The sequence below is a fragment of the Ponticaulis koreensis DSM 19734 genome (assembly GCF_000420665.1).
Classification (GTDB): domain Bacteria; phylum Pseudomonadota; class Alphaproteobacteria; order Caulobacterales; family Hyphomonadaceae; genus Ponticaulis; species Ponticaulis koreensis.
Window position 1 is genome coordinate 2133288 of record NZ_ATVJ01000001.1, and the last position, 15655, is coordinate 2148942.

The 15655-nt window shown below is 56.1% G+C and carries 11 protein-coding genes; 1 reads left to right on the forward strand and 10 read right to left on the reverse strand.

Annotation, left to right across the window (positions count from 1 at the left end; all coding sequences use genetic code 11):
• Positions 1-11: 11 nt before the first annotated feature.
• Both G523_RS19035 and G523_RS0110855 read right to left on the reverse strand, forming a co-directional pair.
• Positions 12-956, reverse strand: coding sequence for a poly(ethylene terephthalate) hydrolase family protein (locus G523_RS19035; RefSeq protein WP_081648766.1), 945 nt, complete (start codon positions 954-956; stop codon positions 12-14).
• 6 nt (positions 957-962) lie between these two features.
• Complete coding sequence (locus G523_RS0110855) at positions 963-2753, reverse strand: CocE/NonD family hydrolase (RefSeq protein ID WP_027441650.1); 1791 nt, start codon at positions 2751-2753, stop codon at positions 963-965.
• A gap of 274 nt (positions 2754-3027) precedes the next feature.
• On the opposite strand from G523_RS0110855, the gene G523_RS0110860 reads away from it, so the two are divergent.
• Positions 3028-5226 (forward strand): PQQ-dependent dehydrogenase, methanol/ethanol family, encoded by a 2199-nt coding sequence (locus tag G523_RS0110860; RefSeq protein WP_022695091.1) that lies wholly within the window; start codon positions 3028-3030, stop codon positions 5224-5226.
• Positions 5227-5279: 53 nt separating this feature from the next.
• On the opposite strand, the gene G523_RS0110865 is transcribed toward G523_RS0110860, so the two are convergent.
• Genes G523_RS0110865 through G523_RS0110900 form a run of 8 tightly spaced genes read right to left on the reverse strand, consistent with a single transcriptional unit; the run spans position 5280 to position 15611 of the window.
• The gene (locus G523_RS0110865; protein WP_022695092.1) at positions 5280-8087 is read right to left on the reverse strand and encodes a phosphoenolpyruvate carboxylase; all 2808 of its coding nucleotides are present in this window, start codon (positions 8085-8087) and stop codon (positions 5280-5282) included.
• Between the two features lie 32 nt (positions 8088-8119).
• Positions 8120-8770, reverse strand: a complete 651-nt coding sequence (gene eda / locus G523_RS0110870; protein ID WP_022695093.1) for a bifunctional 4-hydroxy-2-oxoglutarate aldolase/2-dehydro-3-deoxy-phosphogluconate aldolase — start codon at positions 8768-8770, stop codon at positions 8120-8122.
• Positions 8771-8793: 23 nt separating this feature from the next.
• Positions 8794-9828, reverse strand: coding sequence for an alpha/beta hydrolase (locus G523_RS19040; RefSeq protein ID WP_022695094.1), 1035 nt, complete (start codon positions 9826-9828; stop codon positions 8794-8796).
• The gene (locus G523_RS0110880; protein ID WP_022695095.1) at positions 9828-11105 is read right to left on the reverse strand and encodes a TRAP transporter large permease; all 1278 of its coding nucleotides are present in this window, start codon (positions 11103-11105) and stop codon (positions 9828-9830) included. The genes G523_RS19040 and G523_RS0110880 overlap by 1 nt, the downstream gene beginning before the upstream one ends.
• On the reverse strand, positions 11096-11605 hold the full coding sequence (locus G523_RS0110885) for a TRAP transporter small permease (protein WP_022695096.1): 510 nt from the start codon (positions 11603-11605) through the stop codon (positions 11096-11098). The genes G523_RS0110880 and G523_RS0110885 overlap by 10 nt, the downstream gene beginning before the upstream one ends.
• Complete coding sequence (locus tag G523_RS0110890; protein WP_022695097.1) at positions 11605-12627, reverse strand: TRAP transporter substrate-binding protein; 1023 nt, start codon at positions 12625-12627, stop codon at positions 11605-11607. The genes G523_RS0110885 and G523_RS0110890 overlap by 1 nt, the downstream gene beginning before the upstream one ends.
• Positions 12628-14100 carry a mannitol dehydrogenase family protein gene (locus G523_RS0110895; RefSeq protein ID WP_022695098.1) on the reverse strand — a complete coding sequence of 491 codons (1473 nt, stop codon included), beginning with the start codon at positions 14098-14100 and terminating at the stop codon, positions 12628-12630.
• Positions 14097-15611 carry a UxaA family hydrolase gene (locus G523_RS0110900; protein ID WP_022695099.1) on the reverse strand — a complete coding sequence of 505 codons (1515 nt, stop codon included), beginning with the start codon at positions 15609-15611 and terminating at the stop codon, positions 14097-14099. The genes G523_RS0110895 and G523_RS0110900 overlap by 4 nt, the downstream gene beginning before the upstream one ends.
• Between the last annotated feature and the right edge of the window lie 44 nt (positions 15612-15655).

Below are 15655 nucleotides of genomic sequence, written 5' to 3' on the forward strand. Positions count from 1 at the left end.
TCAGCTGCCTGTCAGTTGAGGTTTTTCTTTTGCACAATCCATTCTGGATCTGAACAGAGGGTGCAATCAGCCCCAACGAACCAGCTTTCGGCTTCTGAATTGTCTTTCAGCTGCCATTCCAGCCACGCGGTGATGACTTCTGCAAACCGGCCGCCATTGCGATGGCGGTGCGTGGCGATGTGACCCGCTCCCTCCATTACACCGTAGAAAAGGGGAACATTTTCAATCCGCTCGAAGTCGTCATTAGAGTTTTCAAAGGCAACATCATTTGTGCCGCCATTGATATAGAGCGTAGGTGTGTGAATGTCGGCGAGATCGTCCTTTGTGGCCGTCGATATAGAAAGTCCGGGGCGGGGGCCTGCATTGAACACGCCGCTATTGATAACGCCTATTGTATCTACGCGAGGGTCGTCGGACGCTTCAATTGTCATGAGGCCGCCGCAGGATTGGCCCATGACTGCGATACTTTCGGCGTCGATGCGGGCGCTTAAATCCGCAGGCAGGGAAGGGCCGCTTTCGAGCCAGTCTATGGCTTCTATCATCTGAGGCCCTGTCGTCGATGGCGCATCAGCTTGCGTGTCGTAAAGCCCTACAGCGACAACGAAGAAGCCGTGGGACGCGACTTTTGTCAGAGTCCGGTAAAATGACCGTCCATCATTTCTGCAGGCGCCATTTCCCCAGACCAGAACCGGCAGGGCATCTTCGCCTGAGTTTTCCGGATAATAAATCGTGTGCGTTGGCAGCCCCGGCGCAGGTGCAATAACTATATCCGGGTAGGGGCCAAGTTGTGTTCCCGGGCCGTCCGGTTCGGTCGCCGCCGATGTCAGGAGCGACATATCCATGCCTGAAAGTGGCTGTGTCGCTGAAGGAGGTTGGGGCGTTTCGGTTGTTCCGGCGGTACATCCGACGATTATGCCATACGAAAGAAGTGCGGTGGATATCCATAAAGCTTTCATAATGGCTCAGTCTCCGTTGATTGAAATGATAGGCAGCTCGATGTGTGAGCTTGTCTCCCCGCCAGTCAGAACACGGATCTGGCCTTCAGTGTCCTGGGCTCTGCCAATAGCGGCAAAGTTCAAGAGCAAGCGGATACGGTGTCCTCGTTGGAAGGTGTATGACATCGGAAGCATATCAAAGCGCAGTTCCGCTGGGACGCCCGGCGTTAGCGGCGCAGCATCATCAGATGTGAAGCTGTGCCATGGTAGTCCGAGATGATTGTAGGGTGGCTCTGTCGTCGCTCGGTGGCTTGCACGAAGGCGTCCGAGCATCTGGAACGTTTGCGTGGTTCCGTCCGGTGCTACGTCCAGTAGGAAAGCTGTTACGTCAGTGTCGGGCTGATCGCTTTCGATCCACAGGTTTACAACCGGGTGCCCTGTGACTTCCGTATCGCTCTCGAGAGGTTCAGTCTGAAAGACTAGGCCTTCGTCTGGCACTGACAAACTCACTGTTTCGGAGCCGGGCGGCGCGCTGAAAATGCCTTGTATAGCGTTCTCTGCCTCAGGCTGATCACGCATTAGTGTTTCGTTTGGCGATAGGTGAAGGCTTGTGCGGACTTCTGTTTCAAGTGGCCAGACATCACTCTGGCGCCATTCTGATCCGTCTGCGGCGTTATAAGTGTAATAAGTGACGGCAGGCTCCTCCATGACATTGTTTTCAATGCCTTTGAGCCAGTAATCGAAAAACCGGAGTTCCTCGACAACGAGGTCGAGCCCGGTTTCCGCTTCTACAGTCGACCAGTCGCAATGCGTCGCCGGACCTACCAGCAATTTCGTATTGTCCGGATCGAGGTTATTGAAGGTGAAGAACGGTCCGTGACGGGTTCCTGCTTCATCCCAGTTAGCGACAGACAGAACACCCGTTTCTGTCTGGCGCATGTCATCCAGATATGTATGCGGGCTGGAAACGGACCACCATTCAAGGCCTGTGGCCTGTGAGATGCTATCGCGGAACGGCACCTGACCGACAGAATCGATATTCCCCGCGTGCTCTGCAATCGCTTCATTCAGGAGTGCAGTGGCGTCAGGGCCGTTGACCGGTACAGCCATGGCGTCGCGTCTTGCCACCATGTCCCGTCCGGGGTTTGTTCCCGGCGGGGCGATAGGGCGTTCACGTGCGATGCCCCCATTTGCCGCAAATGCATAGGCATCGAGTTCTGCACTCATAGGTATAATGGCGCGGAGTGACGGCGGGCGTGTCGTGAGTGCCTGCATCTGACTGCCGCCAGTCGCCGAGCAACCCCACATACCGATATTACCATTCGAGTACGATTGGTCTGCAAACCACTCAGTTATATCGTAGGCATCCCAGCGGGCGGCTTCGACCCACTCGCCGCGATTGTAGCCGATATTGCGCCCGAAGCTTGCAAACACGCCGCGAAAGTCGACGATAGCGACGTTGTAGCCGTGAGGAACCAGTTCGATGGCGTATCCCGGATAGGCTTCGACAGCGGGTGCGCCGCGGAAGGAGCGGCGATTATACGGGGAGTGCATCCAGACGACAGGTAACGGCTCGTTTGACAGTTCACCGTCCTGTGTCGGTCGGAATAAATCGACGGCGAGGCGCGTACCATCTCGTACTGGCACGTAGAATGAACTGCGTTCGTATCCGTCATAAACAGGCTCTGAGTAGCCGCTATACTGGCCCGGGGCCGAGATAAGGTTTTCGTCCGGCGGTGTGACGTGACTGCACGCTCCGATCGTCGCCATTGATATCAGGCATGTTGCCGATAGCAGGCCTTTAAGACTCCGCTTCATTGTAATCCTCCCGCTATGCGCCCACGCTCCCGTCTTTTCGCGAAAGTGTTGTAGTCGCCTATATTCAATTGCTGACAGAAGGCGGGACAAATTTCCAGAGGGTGGGAGCAAAAAACCGTCAATTTATACTGTTTTTGTAATCGTGTTCAAAAAGCTTGAGCCGGACGCGTGCAATTTATACAACGTAAAAAAGCAAAACAGCGATCGCCATTAAAAGGCGACACGAATTGATCGGTCCCATGACGCTCGGGATTGATCGGCGAGGACGAAATTGATGATTGAAAAACGCGACCTGTTTGTCGGCGTGGCAGCCATGGCTTGTATGGCAATTCAAGGCTGCTCACAGACTGAACATACCGCAACTCCCGTCGGCGCGGATACGCCTGCTGCGCAGGTGACCCGACAGATCGGAACGGATGATCTTGTAAATGCGGCCAGCAATAACAGCGAGTGGCTCTCCTATGGTCGCACATGGTCTGAGCAACGCTACAGCCCGCTTGACCAGGTAAATCGCGAAACGGTTGGTGATCTCCAGCTTGCATGGTTCGCCGACCTCGATACAGCCCGGGGGCAGGAAGCTACGCCGCTGGTCATCGATGGTAAGATGTACATCACAACCGCCTGGAGCCTTGTGAAAGCGTATGACGCGGTGACTGGCGAGCTACTCTGGGAGTACGACCCTGAAGTTCCTGGTGAAACAGGAGTTAAGCCGTGCTGCGACGTGGTGAACCGAGGTCTGGCGGCGTGGGGTGAGCATCTCTATTTCGGATCGCTGGATGGTCGTCTGATTGCGCTGGATCGCGAAACCGGTGAAGAAGTCTGGACGACCGATACCATTGTGGACCACGAACTGCCTTATACGATTACAGGGGCGCCGCGCGCCGTGAACGGTATGATCATGATCGGTAACGGTGGCGCCGATATGGGGCGGGTTCGTGGTTACATGTCAGCTTATGATGCTGAAACTGGCGAGCTTATGTGGCGGTTCTACACCGTTCCGGACAATCCTGCCGAGGGTGAGCAACCTGAGTATCTTGAGGCGGCGGCTGAAACATGGACTGGCGAATGGTGGGAAGTTGGTGGTGGTGGTACCGTCTGGGATTCTATGGCCTATGACCCTGACCTTGATTTGCTTTATATCGGCGTAGGTAATGGTGCGCCGTGGAACCAGCAATACCGCTCCCCGGAAGGGGGGGATAACCTTTACCTTTCTTCGATTGTCGCGATCAGAGCGTCTACAGGCGAGTATGCATGGCATTTCCAGACGACACCCGGTGAAACCTGGGATTTCACTGCAACACAGCACATCATTCTTGCTGAACTCGAGATAGACGGTGAAATGCGTAGCGTCCTGATGCAGGCGCCGAAGAATGGTTTCTTTTACGTTCTGGATCGTGAAACGGGTGAGTTCCTGTCTGGAAATAACTATACTAATGTAACGTGGGCGCTGGGTCTTGATCCTGAAACAGGACGTCCTGTGGAAAATCCGCGCGCTCGCTATCTCGACGGGCCTGCGCTGGTTTTCCCGAGCCCATTCGGCGGCCATAACTGGCATCCGATGGCGTTCAGCCAGGACGAAGAGCTGGTCTATATTCCAGTCCATAACCTACCAACTCCGTTCGATAGCCCTGATGAGTGGGATTTCGCTGGTGCCAGCTTCAACACCGCAGTTGGGCAACGTGGACGCGGTGCCGTCGTTGGGAGTGGCGATGATCCTATGCAACGTCCAGCACCGGGTACCAGAACGCTTGAAACAACATCAACGGTGGAAGATTATCAGCCTGTAGAGCCACGATCGCGAGCAATGGGATCGCTTGTTGCATGGGATCCTGCTGAGCAGGAAGAGCGCTGGCGCGTCGAATACCCAATGATGTGGAATGGTGGCGTGCTTGCAACTGGCGGTGGGCTGGTGTTCCAAGGCACATCTACTGGTGATTTCCGCGCTTATGATGCTGCGGATGGTACGCAGCTCTGGTCTCAGCCAATCCAGACCGGTGCGATTGCCGCACCTATGACGTTCGAGCAGGGCGGCACGCAGTATGTTGCAATCCTTGCTGGTTGGGGCGGTGTGTTCGGTCTGAACGCAGGGCTCGTTGAAAACCGTAGCCGTCTATTCGTCTTCTCGCTGGAAGGCGAGGCAGAAATGCCAGAGGCTTATCCTCTGTTTGAAGGGGTTTTGGACCCGCCAGCGCTTACCGGTGATGAGGAAACGATTGCTCTTGGCGGTGAATATTACGGACGTTTCTGTGCGACCTGTCATGGTGGCGGCGTCATTCCGGATCTGCGTTATTCCGCGGCGCTGGAACGGGAAGAGACTTTCATGACCATCGTTCGCGATGGAGCGCTCGAAGCGAATGGAATGGTCAGCTTTGAAGATGTCATCGGCGAAGAAGCGATATCTGCTGTTCGCCAATACCTGATTTCGCGGGCCCATCAGGAGAAGGCGCGTCTCGACGCTGCTACTTCCGAATAGACCCTTCGGGAAATTGATACTGAAAAGGGGAGAGCTTAAGCTCTCCCCTTTTTTTATCCGTAAGCGAGATGTGCGTGACTGATTGCACGGCTGATCTGATGAATCAGTTTCTGAATATCCATGAGCGGATCGAGGAATTCTTTGTGCAGTGCGGTGTAGTCCGAGGTCGTCAAATCTCCGCGCTCTTCGCGAGGCTCCTTCAGATCAGACAATTCCACGATATCGAGGGCTGATTTCGGGAAGAGTTTTCGCAGCAAGCCAACCGCTTCTTCAATGCGCATTTCAACAATCAGATGCTGTACATCATCAATGTCAAAGCCGTGTCGCTCCGAAATCGTCGGCAGGCTGCCCGCAATTTCAAGAGCACGCATCATGGCTCCCTGACGCATTGCATGCAGCGCGTGGATCGGCAGGCGTGCTTCGTGCCGATAAGAGACTGACGGAGCGCTCTTCAGGCGCGAGATCAACTGGTCGAAACGGCCTAGGTCGATTGAGAGATGATCGGCGCAGCGGTTCATCGCTGACGAAATACGCTGGGAGCGGACCAGACGGTACATCATAGTACGCGCGGCTTTGCGGTCTGCATCGCCGCTGCGTTTCGTGCAGGCGACCCAGAAGCTTGGAGAGTAGACAGCTGCATAAGACCGGAGCGCCGGGATGGAGGTGCGGACACGGCCGAACAGAGCCAGATCGACCAGAGCGCGCAGGCGCGGAGAATCGTCGATCAGCTCGACGAGTTCATCAATGTCTCGTTCCAATGCGGAGCCGATACCGCAAGCGGTGTTGGCGAGCGCGCCCAGCTGTTGAAGCGTGGCATTGTGAGAAATCGCGCGAAGCGAGCGCGGGCCGGCAGGGCCTTTGGCGCGGCGTTTCGGGCGCGATCCTGCGTCGAGCAGGAAGCCGCCTGCGAATTCTCCCAACAGGACAGCATAGTCGGGATCATCAAACAGCGTCTCGTGCCATAGACGAAGCGCGCGATAGAAGTCCCACACAAGGCTGGAGCGTTGGTAGAACGGATCGCTGTCGTCATGCTCCTGCGTGAATACGCCCTCGCGCACAAAAGCGAGATAGGCCGAATCCGACAATGGCTGGTTTGCGAAGTGGATATACCCGTCGCCGCCCTGAAAGCTCACCTCATTGCGGAGAGGCACGCCGAGACGGGCGCAAAGTGATGGCGTGTGTGCGGGAAGAACGTGGTTCAGACGAGCTTTGAAGTCCCCCGGATAGGCGCCGCGCCCTGCGGACTCGCCATGCGTGTTGAAGAATAGGAGTGCAATACCCGGCATCTGTTCAGCCAACGCGGACGCGATGTGTGATTGGATTCGTTCGATTGCGATGTCTGCTGCAACCTGCCCGATAAAACGACCTGCGTCTGAGAAACCGAGCTGGATGGATAGCTGGCCGCGCGTGCGGACATATTCCTGAAACTCCGGCACTTTCAAAAGGCGCGCTACGAAGCGGCCACCATTTTCAAGCGCTTCAGGTGTTTCGAACAGAGGCGAGATATCCAGTTGCCCCTCAACGCCGTATTGGCGCGCAAGATAGAGGGCGCCCAGCACTGTCGCAGGGTTCTCACTCTCTGCGATGAGGAAACGGATCGGCGTATCAGCATCGATATGCTTGCTAATCTGGGCGCAGAGCATGAACTGGCGGCGGGCTGTGGACTGCTCAAGGAACAGGTCGCCGAAGTTGATTCTGGCTGGAACGGTGGCACGAAGCTTGTCAGCCAGTGTGTCGAGCGCGACTTGACCGAGATCATTGTCTTCCGTGAGGAAGCCAAGGTCGCGCCGGATTACTGACTGGATTTGGGCAGCATTGATGCGGAGATGAATGCGCGCCGTACCGAAACCGAGGATTTCCATCTGCCGAGACAGCTGAAGCAGGCGCAGTGCCGTGTCGTCGTCTTCGCCGTTCATGAGGGCTGTAACGCGATCTGCCAGATCGCGAATGCTGACGAGGTTTTTGTCATCGTTCTCGGTCAGCGTATTTGCAGCCTCGACCATGAGCTCTGCCTTAGACAGATCGCCGAAGAAGAGTTCAGACTGTTTTGCTGCGAGCGCCTGTGCGGTTTCAAGTTCCGCAATCAGGGCTTCAATCGCAGCTGCATTTTTAGCGTTTTGAACAAGGTCTTGCAGCGCGCTTGCATAGCGGCCAATCTGTTCTGACTTTTCTTTCAGGCGATAGGCAAGGCTTGTCCACCAATGAATATCGCTTCGACCATCAAGGTCGTAACCGACCCATGAGGCAAGCGTCGGTGCGACAGGGCGAAGGCTGCGCCACTCATTCGGATAGGCTGTGCGGGCTGTCTCCAGAACCGCTTTCAGATAGCTGCTGACGGATGCCTGCGCGTTTGCAATCGCGTTCTGCGCTTCCTCATGCTCCTGCTGGAGCGTGATGCCCTGAGCTTCGTCCGCTTGTGCGGGGGCTGTACTCTCTGCCGCGTCTGATACGGCGAGTTCAGCAAGCCTCTGACGCTCGCTGAGCGGGTTTGCGAAGGTCGGGTGAGCAGTAAAAACAATGCCGCCCACGGGCGTTTCAACGCAGTTCTTGAAAGCGTCGAGCCCTTCAGCGGCTTTCTGTGAGAGCTTTTCGTTAATCATCTCCCACGGAGATTCCGGCAAGTGGAGTTCGTGCTGCATTGCGATTAAGGCCGCGCGTTCACTGAACAGCTCGTCGGTAATGTCTTGCACGGGCGCGCTGAGCGCATCGGCGCTCAATTCGCCTTTTGACAGAGCGAAAAAGTAATCCTGGGCCAGTCTGAAAACAGAATTGGTCTGCGGGTCGCGTTCGATATCGCGCGCATAGAATTTCAGACGCTCATAGATCTCATCTTTTTTCAGGGGAAGGTCAGCGTTTTCCATGATGATGAGCCTTGAAATTTGTGTTGTCGATGTCAGCCCGGTCGAAGCGATTTCACGAGATCTGATGCTTCCTGAGCCAGTTCTGTAATTCGGGCCCAGTTGCCGGCCTGAATATCTGCTGATGTTGCAAGCCAGGACCCACCTGCTGCCGCGACATTTGGCAGTTTCAGATAGGATGGCAGTTTCTCGAAAGAGACACCGCCCGTTGGCATGAAGCTTATGTTTGGCAGCGGCGCAGACAATGCTCTGAGCGTAGAAGCGCCGCCATAAGGCTCAGCTGGGAAGAATTTCACCACATCAAACCCGTGATCGTAGAGAGAAAGGGCTTCTGTGGGCGTAGCTATACCCGGGACAACGAGGCCGGGGAAAGCTGCAAGTTCGGATAGCAGAAATGCAGGAGTGGCTGGCGTTACCAGAAATTGGGCGCCGTATTTCAGCGCTGAGCCGACATCTGATTCGCACGTGATTGTGCCTGCGCCGACGAGAACATCGAGGCCGGAATTGGAAATCTCTTTGATAGCGTCCAGCGCACAAGCCGTGCGTAGCGTGACTTCGAGTACTCGCAAGCCGCCATCTGCCAGAGCTTTCGCGACAGGAACAGCGTCTTCCGTGCGTTCGATTGTCAGGACCGGAACGACGCCTGCAGCGCGAAGCTGGCGCTTTTGTGCATTCACATCAGCCATTTGAACTTATCTCTCAAATAGAATTATCGGGGAGTGGGCGGAAGACCATTTTCTGCCGCCCAGTTCATGAGGAGGCCGGGCCAGTCTTCCAATGGTGTGTTCTCAACGCCGCGCATGCCGAAGCCATGGCCGCCATGTTCGAAAATATGGAGGACCGCCGGCACATCTGCGTCGCGATACGCGTTCATAAGCTCCATGGAATTTTCCATTACGACAGAGGTGTCATCCAGCGCGTGGAGCAGGAAAAGTGGTGGGCTATCAGGATTTACATTTCGCGTGAGGTCGTAGGCCCGAAGCTGGTCGTCAGCCGGGTTGTCGCCGAGCAGGTTATTCTGAGAGCCTGCATGTGTGTGTTCAGATCCCATCAGAACGACCGGATAGACCAAAGCCGTGATATCAGGCCTGGCGGAGAGTTCGTCCAAAGCATCCACAGGATCATAGACGGTGTCCGCGAAACGCTGGTTCAGCGAGCCTGCGAGGTGGCCGCCCGCAGAAAAGCCGATGGCCAGAACGTTCGCATCTGAGCCACGGGTGTTGGTGTTATGGTTGCGCAGGACGCGCATCGCACGCTGGGCATCCTGAAGCGGCGTGTCCGCGCCGGACGGCCAGCCTTGAAACGGTAGCCGATAGGTCATGACATAAACGTCATAGCCGAACTGGTTGAAATAGCGCGCGCCTTCCCAGCCTTCTTTTTCGATGACAACGCGCTGATAGCCGCCGCCGGGAATGAGCAGGATGGTATTGCCGGAGAAGTTTTCCGACCTGAAATAGGACACGGTAGGCGCGGTGACATCCAACGCTGCGCGGTCAGGCAGGCCGAATGAATTCTGGCGTTCCACCATATGTTCAGTCAGGTCGACAGCGTCGCGGCCTGGTGCCTGCTCAGGCCAGATGCTTAGGGTTTCGTCAGGCTGGCGTGTGATGTCGATGACAAAGCGGTCAAAGTCGATCCGTTCCGACGTCTCGGCAAACGACACGTCAGGTGTCGCGCAGGCAGCCAGTGACATGGCTGCCGTTCCGAGCATCATGGATCGACGTGTGAGCGCCGCCTTCATCATTAGAACAGCCCCGGAAGCGTGAGGGAGATGGCAGGCACAAAGGTGATGACCAGAAGTGCTGCGATCAGGGCGCAGTAGAATGGCCAGATCGTTTTAACCGCCGACTCTACCGGTATCTTGCCGACCGCTGCACCTACGAACAGGACAGAGCCGACAGGCGGTGTGACCAGACCAATGCCGAGGTTCAGCATCATGATGATGCCGAAATGGACAGGATCTACGCCAACTTCCATCACGACAGGCAGTAGAATTGGTGTCGTGATAACGATGAGCGGGGACATGTCCATAAACGTGCCGAGGCAGAGCAGGATTACGTTGATGATCAACAATACGAGGATCGGATTGCTCGTAATGTTGGTAATCAGTTCAGCCAGCTTTGTCGGCGCTTCCAGAATGGCGAGCGCATAGCCAAAGGCGGTCGCCGCACCGATGATCATCAGAACCATCGCCGTGATCTTCACGGACTGGATTGCAGCTTTAGAGAAGCGGTCCCAACCAAGCGTTCGATAGACGAAAGCGCCGATAATGATGGTGTAGATAACCGCAATGGCAGAGGATTCTGTGGCAGTGAAAATGCCTGAAAGAATACCGCCCATAATGATGATCGCGGTCATCAGGCCTGGAATGGCAAAGACAAGCGCCTTCATGAATTCGGCCCAGCCCGGGAATTTACCCGCAGCATAGCCACGCTTCACGGCAACGATCCATGACACAACCATAAGCAGGATGGCCGTCAGTACGCCCGGCACGATACCAGCCAGGAACAGGTCACCAATCGAGACACCGATGCCGGATGCCGCCGAGTAGATAATCATGTTGTGGGATGGCGGAATAAGTAGGCCTACGATCGCAGCTGTCACAGTAACATTTACTGAATAATCAGCGTCATAGCCCTTTTCCTTCATGAGCGGCATCATGGTTGCGCCCATGGCAGATGCCGATGCAATCGCAGAACCTGATACCGCGCCAAATAGCGTGGATGCGCCAACATTTACCGCGCCAAGGCCGCCGCGTGCACGGCCAAAGGCCGCTTCAGCGATATGGACGAGCCGTTCTGCTATGCCCGAGCGATACATGAGATCGCCTGCGAAAATGAAGAATGGGATTGCCATAAGTGTGAAGACGCTCACGCCCGCGGCCATACGCTGGAATACGACGACCAGCGGGATATCCATTGCAAGGAAGCAGGCGATTGAAGCGGTCAGCAGTGAGAACGCGACCGGCACGCCGAGCGCCAGACAGATTACGAGTACAGAGAGTAGAATAATCAACTCCATCGGGGATCCTCCTCATCCTCGACGTTTTCACCTTCTGCCTCTTCCAGCATGCGTTCGAGCGAGAATAGCGCGATCAGAACACCGCTGATTGGCAGGGCGAGATATGCAAGGCCGCGAGGCAGGCCGAGCGATGGAATAATGTGTTCCCAGGTACGGATAACGAGTTCACCGCCCCAGAAGGTCATGGCGATACCGCAGCTGGCGACAATCAGATCCTGCACCATGCGCATGCCACGTTTAGCCTTTGGGCCAACGGCTTCTTCAAGCGCGACGATACGGATATGGAAGCCTTCGCGGACACCAGCAGCGGCTGCGAGCAGCACATACCAGATCATCAGTGTCAGTGCGGCTTGCTCGGACCAGGACGGGCTGGAGTTCAGCACGTAACGGCCGAAGACCTGCCACCCGACGATCACAGTCATCAGGACGAGACCAAATGCGGCGATCCTTAAAAGCAGTTCAGCCGCAAAATGGGTAACTTTAGCCAGATTGTGCTTCATCACGCGCCTCCCAGTTCAGAGCCGATGCTCTGGATCTGATTGACGAGTTCTTCCTGCTCCGGCGTCACGATGAAGTTCTCCCAGACAGGCTCCATCAGTCCTTGGAAGTCAGACAGAATGTCGACTTCATTGGCCTGAATGCCAGCGTCCAGTAGGCGTTCGCGTGCGCCGGCGACACGTGCGTCCCAAAGCTCACGCATGAATGGGACGGATGATTTGGCAGCGTTGACGACCAGCTCTTGATCCGCTTCGGATAGCTTGCGCCAGCGGCTGAGTGACATCACCAGAATTTCCGGTGCCATAACGTGGCGCGTCAGGCTGTAATACGGCGCGGCTTCGAAGTGGCGGCCGGACTCATAAGACGGCCAGTTATTCTCGGCGCCATCGATCACGCCTTGAACGAGCGACTGATACACCTCTCCAAGAGGCATCGGCGTCGCGTCAGCGCCGAGCGCGCGGATCATCGCAATATAAAGGTCGGAGTTCTGAACACGGATTTTCATGCCGCGCATGTCGTCCGGTGTGCGGATAGCCTGGCGCGTATTGTAAAAGCTGCGCTCGCCTGAATCGTAGAAGCAAAGGCCGACCAGATTGTGCGGCACAAGCGAGTTCAGAATCACATCGCCGGGTGCGCCATCGAGGCTCTGTCGCATATGCTCGGTAGAACTGAACAGGAAGGGCAGGGACGGAATAACCGTCATAGGCTCGATTGAGTTCAGCGGCGCGAGATTCACGCGGTTCATGTCGAGGCCACCAAAACTGGTGATTTCAAGCGTATCGCGTTCTGAGCCAAGCTGGCCGCCTGCATAAATGCGGATGTCCAGACGACCATCAGTCTGCTCTCGCAGTACTTCGCCCATATGGCGGACGGCCTGAACCGTCGGATAGTCTGACGGGTGCGTGTCAGAGGATAGAAGCGGCCTTGAGCCCGCTTTTCCGCACGCCCCAAGGGACATCCCGGCCAGTCCGGCTGCGCCCGCTTGCAGGACGCGCCGCCTGTTTAGAGATGGCGTTTGGGTCATTTAAATTCCTGAGCCTCCCCGAAGTGATTTTTGTTCTGTTATTATGATGTCAGTGTAGGCCTGCTTTACCGCGGCTACAAACTCGTCGTCGTTGCAAAGTGTGCCGTTGAATACCTCGTCCAGCGCGAGGAATGTATTGACATCGTCAGTTTCGTCTTTGGCGATTTTTCCGAGCGCCAGCAGCTGGTTTGCGAGCGGATCGGTGATCTGCGCTTCGGCGCGGGACATACGCACAATGAACCGCATCCACGCTGCAACTCCGAAGCCGAGCTTTTCTATGCTGCGGCCAGCTGCGCGATTGGTCTCAATGGTGTTCAGAAGCCGTATCGGAAGCTTTTTCGAGCCATCCCATGCAATCTGCGAAAGCTTATGGACGATGGCCGGGTTTGCGAACCGCTCAAGCAGGTCTTCGATATAGTCTTCAAGGTCCATTCCATCTGGTGGAGATAAGGCGGGCATAATCTCGTCGCGCATCATGGCGCGAACAAGCGAGCGCAGCTCTGCATTTTCCATCGTTTCGGCGACGGATTGGTGACCATAAGCCAGACCAAGATAGGCGAGGGTTGAGTGCGCACCATTCAAAAGCCACAGCTTGGCCTTTTCGTGTCTGGAAACATCGCGCGTCAACAAGACACCTGCATCGGCGAGTTCTTTGATCACCGATGCGCCGGTGTTCTCAATTACCCATGATGTGAAGGCTTCGCGCTGGATAGGCCACGCATCGCTATAGCCGCATTCCGTCTGAATACGCTGGATAAGCGCGTCGTCTGTTGCAGGTGTGATTGAGTCGACCATGCTGGACGGGAAGTGGACGTTTGTGCGGATCCAGCTGCTAAGTGATGCATCGATCAGATCAGCAAATCGCAGAACCGCCGCTTCAAGCTTCTCACCATTGCCGGGAAGGTTGTCACAGGAAAGCACGACCAGTTTTCCAAGGCCGCTTTCGCGACGCAAGGCGAGCCCCTTTGTCAGCCAGCCAATCGCGCTTACAGGCGTGTCGACCTGCTTCAGGTCGTGCGCAATGTCGGTATGGGTTTCGTCCAGTTCACCTTCACCATTGAGGCAGTAGCCTTTTTCTGTGACGGTCAGTGTGACAAGCTTCAGATCTTCCGTTGTGAACGGCTCGAATGCGCTCGCATCGTCGCGGAATTTTACGCCTTTAAGAGCGGCGATAATTTCGCAGCTGGTTTCGCGGTCGAGTTTGATCAGCGTGTAGAAGCCGTCTTGCGCGTTGAGCTTTTCAGACGTTCCTTTAGAGCGCAGCGCTACTGCGGTAACGCCCCATTTCGGCTCGTTCGCATTCAGACGGTTATAATAATCCATCTGGTGTGCGCGAAAGAATGCACCGGGGCCAATATGCAGCACCCGCGTTGGTAGTGCAGACCGGTCGTATGATGGCGGTGTGCAGCTCGTAGCATCAATTTCCGCAAGCATCGCGTCGCCGAGCGGTTTCAGAGCGGTATCGGTGGTCATAGCGTTACACCTCGTTTCCAGATGGCAATGGAGCGCTCCTGATTGAGCTCGTGGCAGGCCTTTTTGCCGCTCGCTGTTTCGACGATGAGATCAAGGAGCGCTTCTGCGGCTTCGCTGCGGTCTGGCGAGCGAAGCACCTGTCCGGCATCGAAGTCGATCCATCGCGGTTTGCGCGCGGCGAGGTCTGAGTTTGAAGAAATTTTTAGTGTCGGAACAGGGAAGCCAAGCGGCGTGCCTCGACCTGTAGTGAAGAGAATAATGTTCGCGCCCGCGGCGGCCAGAGCCGTGCAGGACACGGCGTCATTGCCCGGCGATTCAAGCAGAGTGAGGCCAATGGCTTTGTTGCGTTCGCCATAGAGGATGACGTCTCGTACTTCCGCTTTACCGGCCTTCTGCACCGCGCCGAGCGATTTTTCTTCCAGCGTTGTGATGCCGCCGGCCTTATTTCCCGGCGACGGGTTCTCGTTCACCGGCTCGCCCGCGCGGACGAAATAGTCTTTGAAGTCGTTTACCAGCGTGCCAATGCGGCCGCGCACAGTCTCATCCGAAGTTCGACGCATGAGGAGGTGTTCAGCGCCGAATATCTCTGGAATTTCGGTGAGAATGGCGCGGCCATCATTGCTGGTGACGATGTCTGTCATGTCACCAAGGAGAGGGTTGGCTGTAAGGCCGGACAGAGCGTCCGATCCGCCGCATTTCAGTCCGATGACAAGGTCGGAGAGGTCACACTCTGAGCGCTTGTCTTCGGACATGACGTCGAGGAGCTCGTCTATGGCGTTCTGCGTCTCGTCCACCTCGTCAAGAACCGATTGAGAGCGAACGATGCGGAGCCTGTTTTCCGGAACACCGTCAAGTTCAGACGCCAGCACGTCGACTTGATTGGTTTCACAGCCGAGCGCCAGAAGAATCAGGCCGCCTACATTCGGGTGCATAGCCAGTGAGGCCAGAACTTTGCGTGTGCCTTCGAGGTCATCACCCAACTGAGAGCAGCCATGAGGATGGGGCAGCGCGATTATGCCGTCCGCGCGTCCATCAATGCGGTCAGAGGCGCGAATAGCGGCCTGCTCAGCGGTGCGGGCAACGCAGCCAACTGTCGGGATGATCCAGATTTCGTTGCGTGTGCCGACGCGTCCATCTCCGCGGCGATAGCCCTGGAATGTGCGTGAACGTCTTACGCTGGTTGCATCTGCATTCTCTGCTTCAACCGCGTAGGTCTCCGCGCCGTTCAGAGTGGAGCTGACATTGTGTGTGTGAACATGCTCGCCTTGAACGATCGCTTGCGAGGCCATGCCGATAGATTCGCCAAAACGCAGTACCGTCTCGCCTTTTGCGACGGGTGTAACGGCAAATTTGTGAAACGCTGGAACGTCCGAGATAAGTTGAAAGGGGGTATCGCCGAAACGGACGGTTTCGCCCGCCTGCATGGCGCGCAGGCATACAGCAACATTGTCCTGCGGTGAAACCTGCAGGACCGAGCGGAGCACTTCGGTTTTGCTACTGTCGACTAACAACTTCCTGTTCCCGATGACATGCTGCGAACGATAAATTTCGTCGC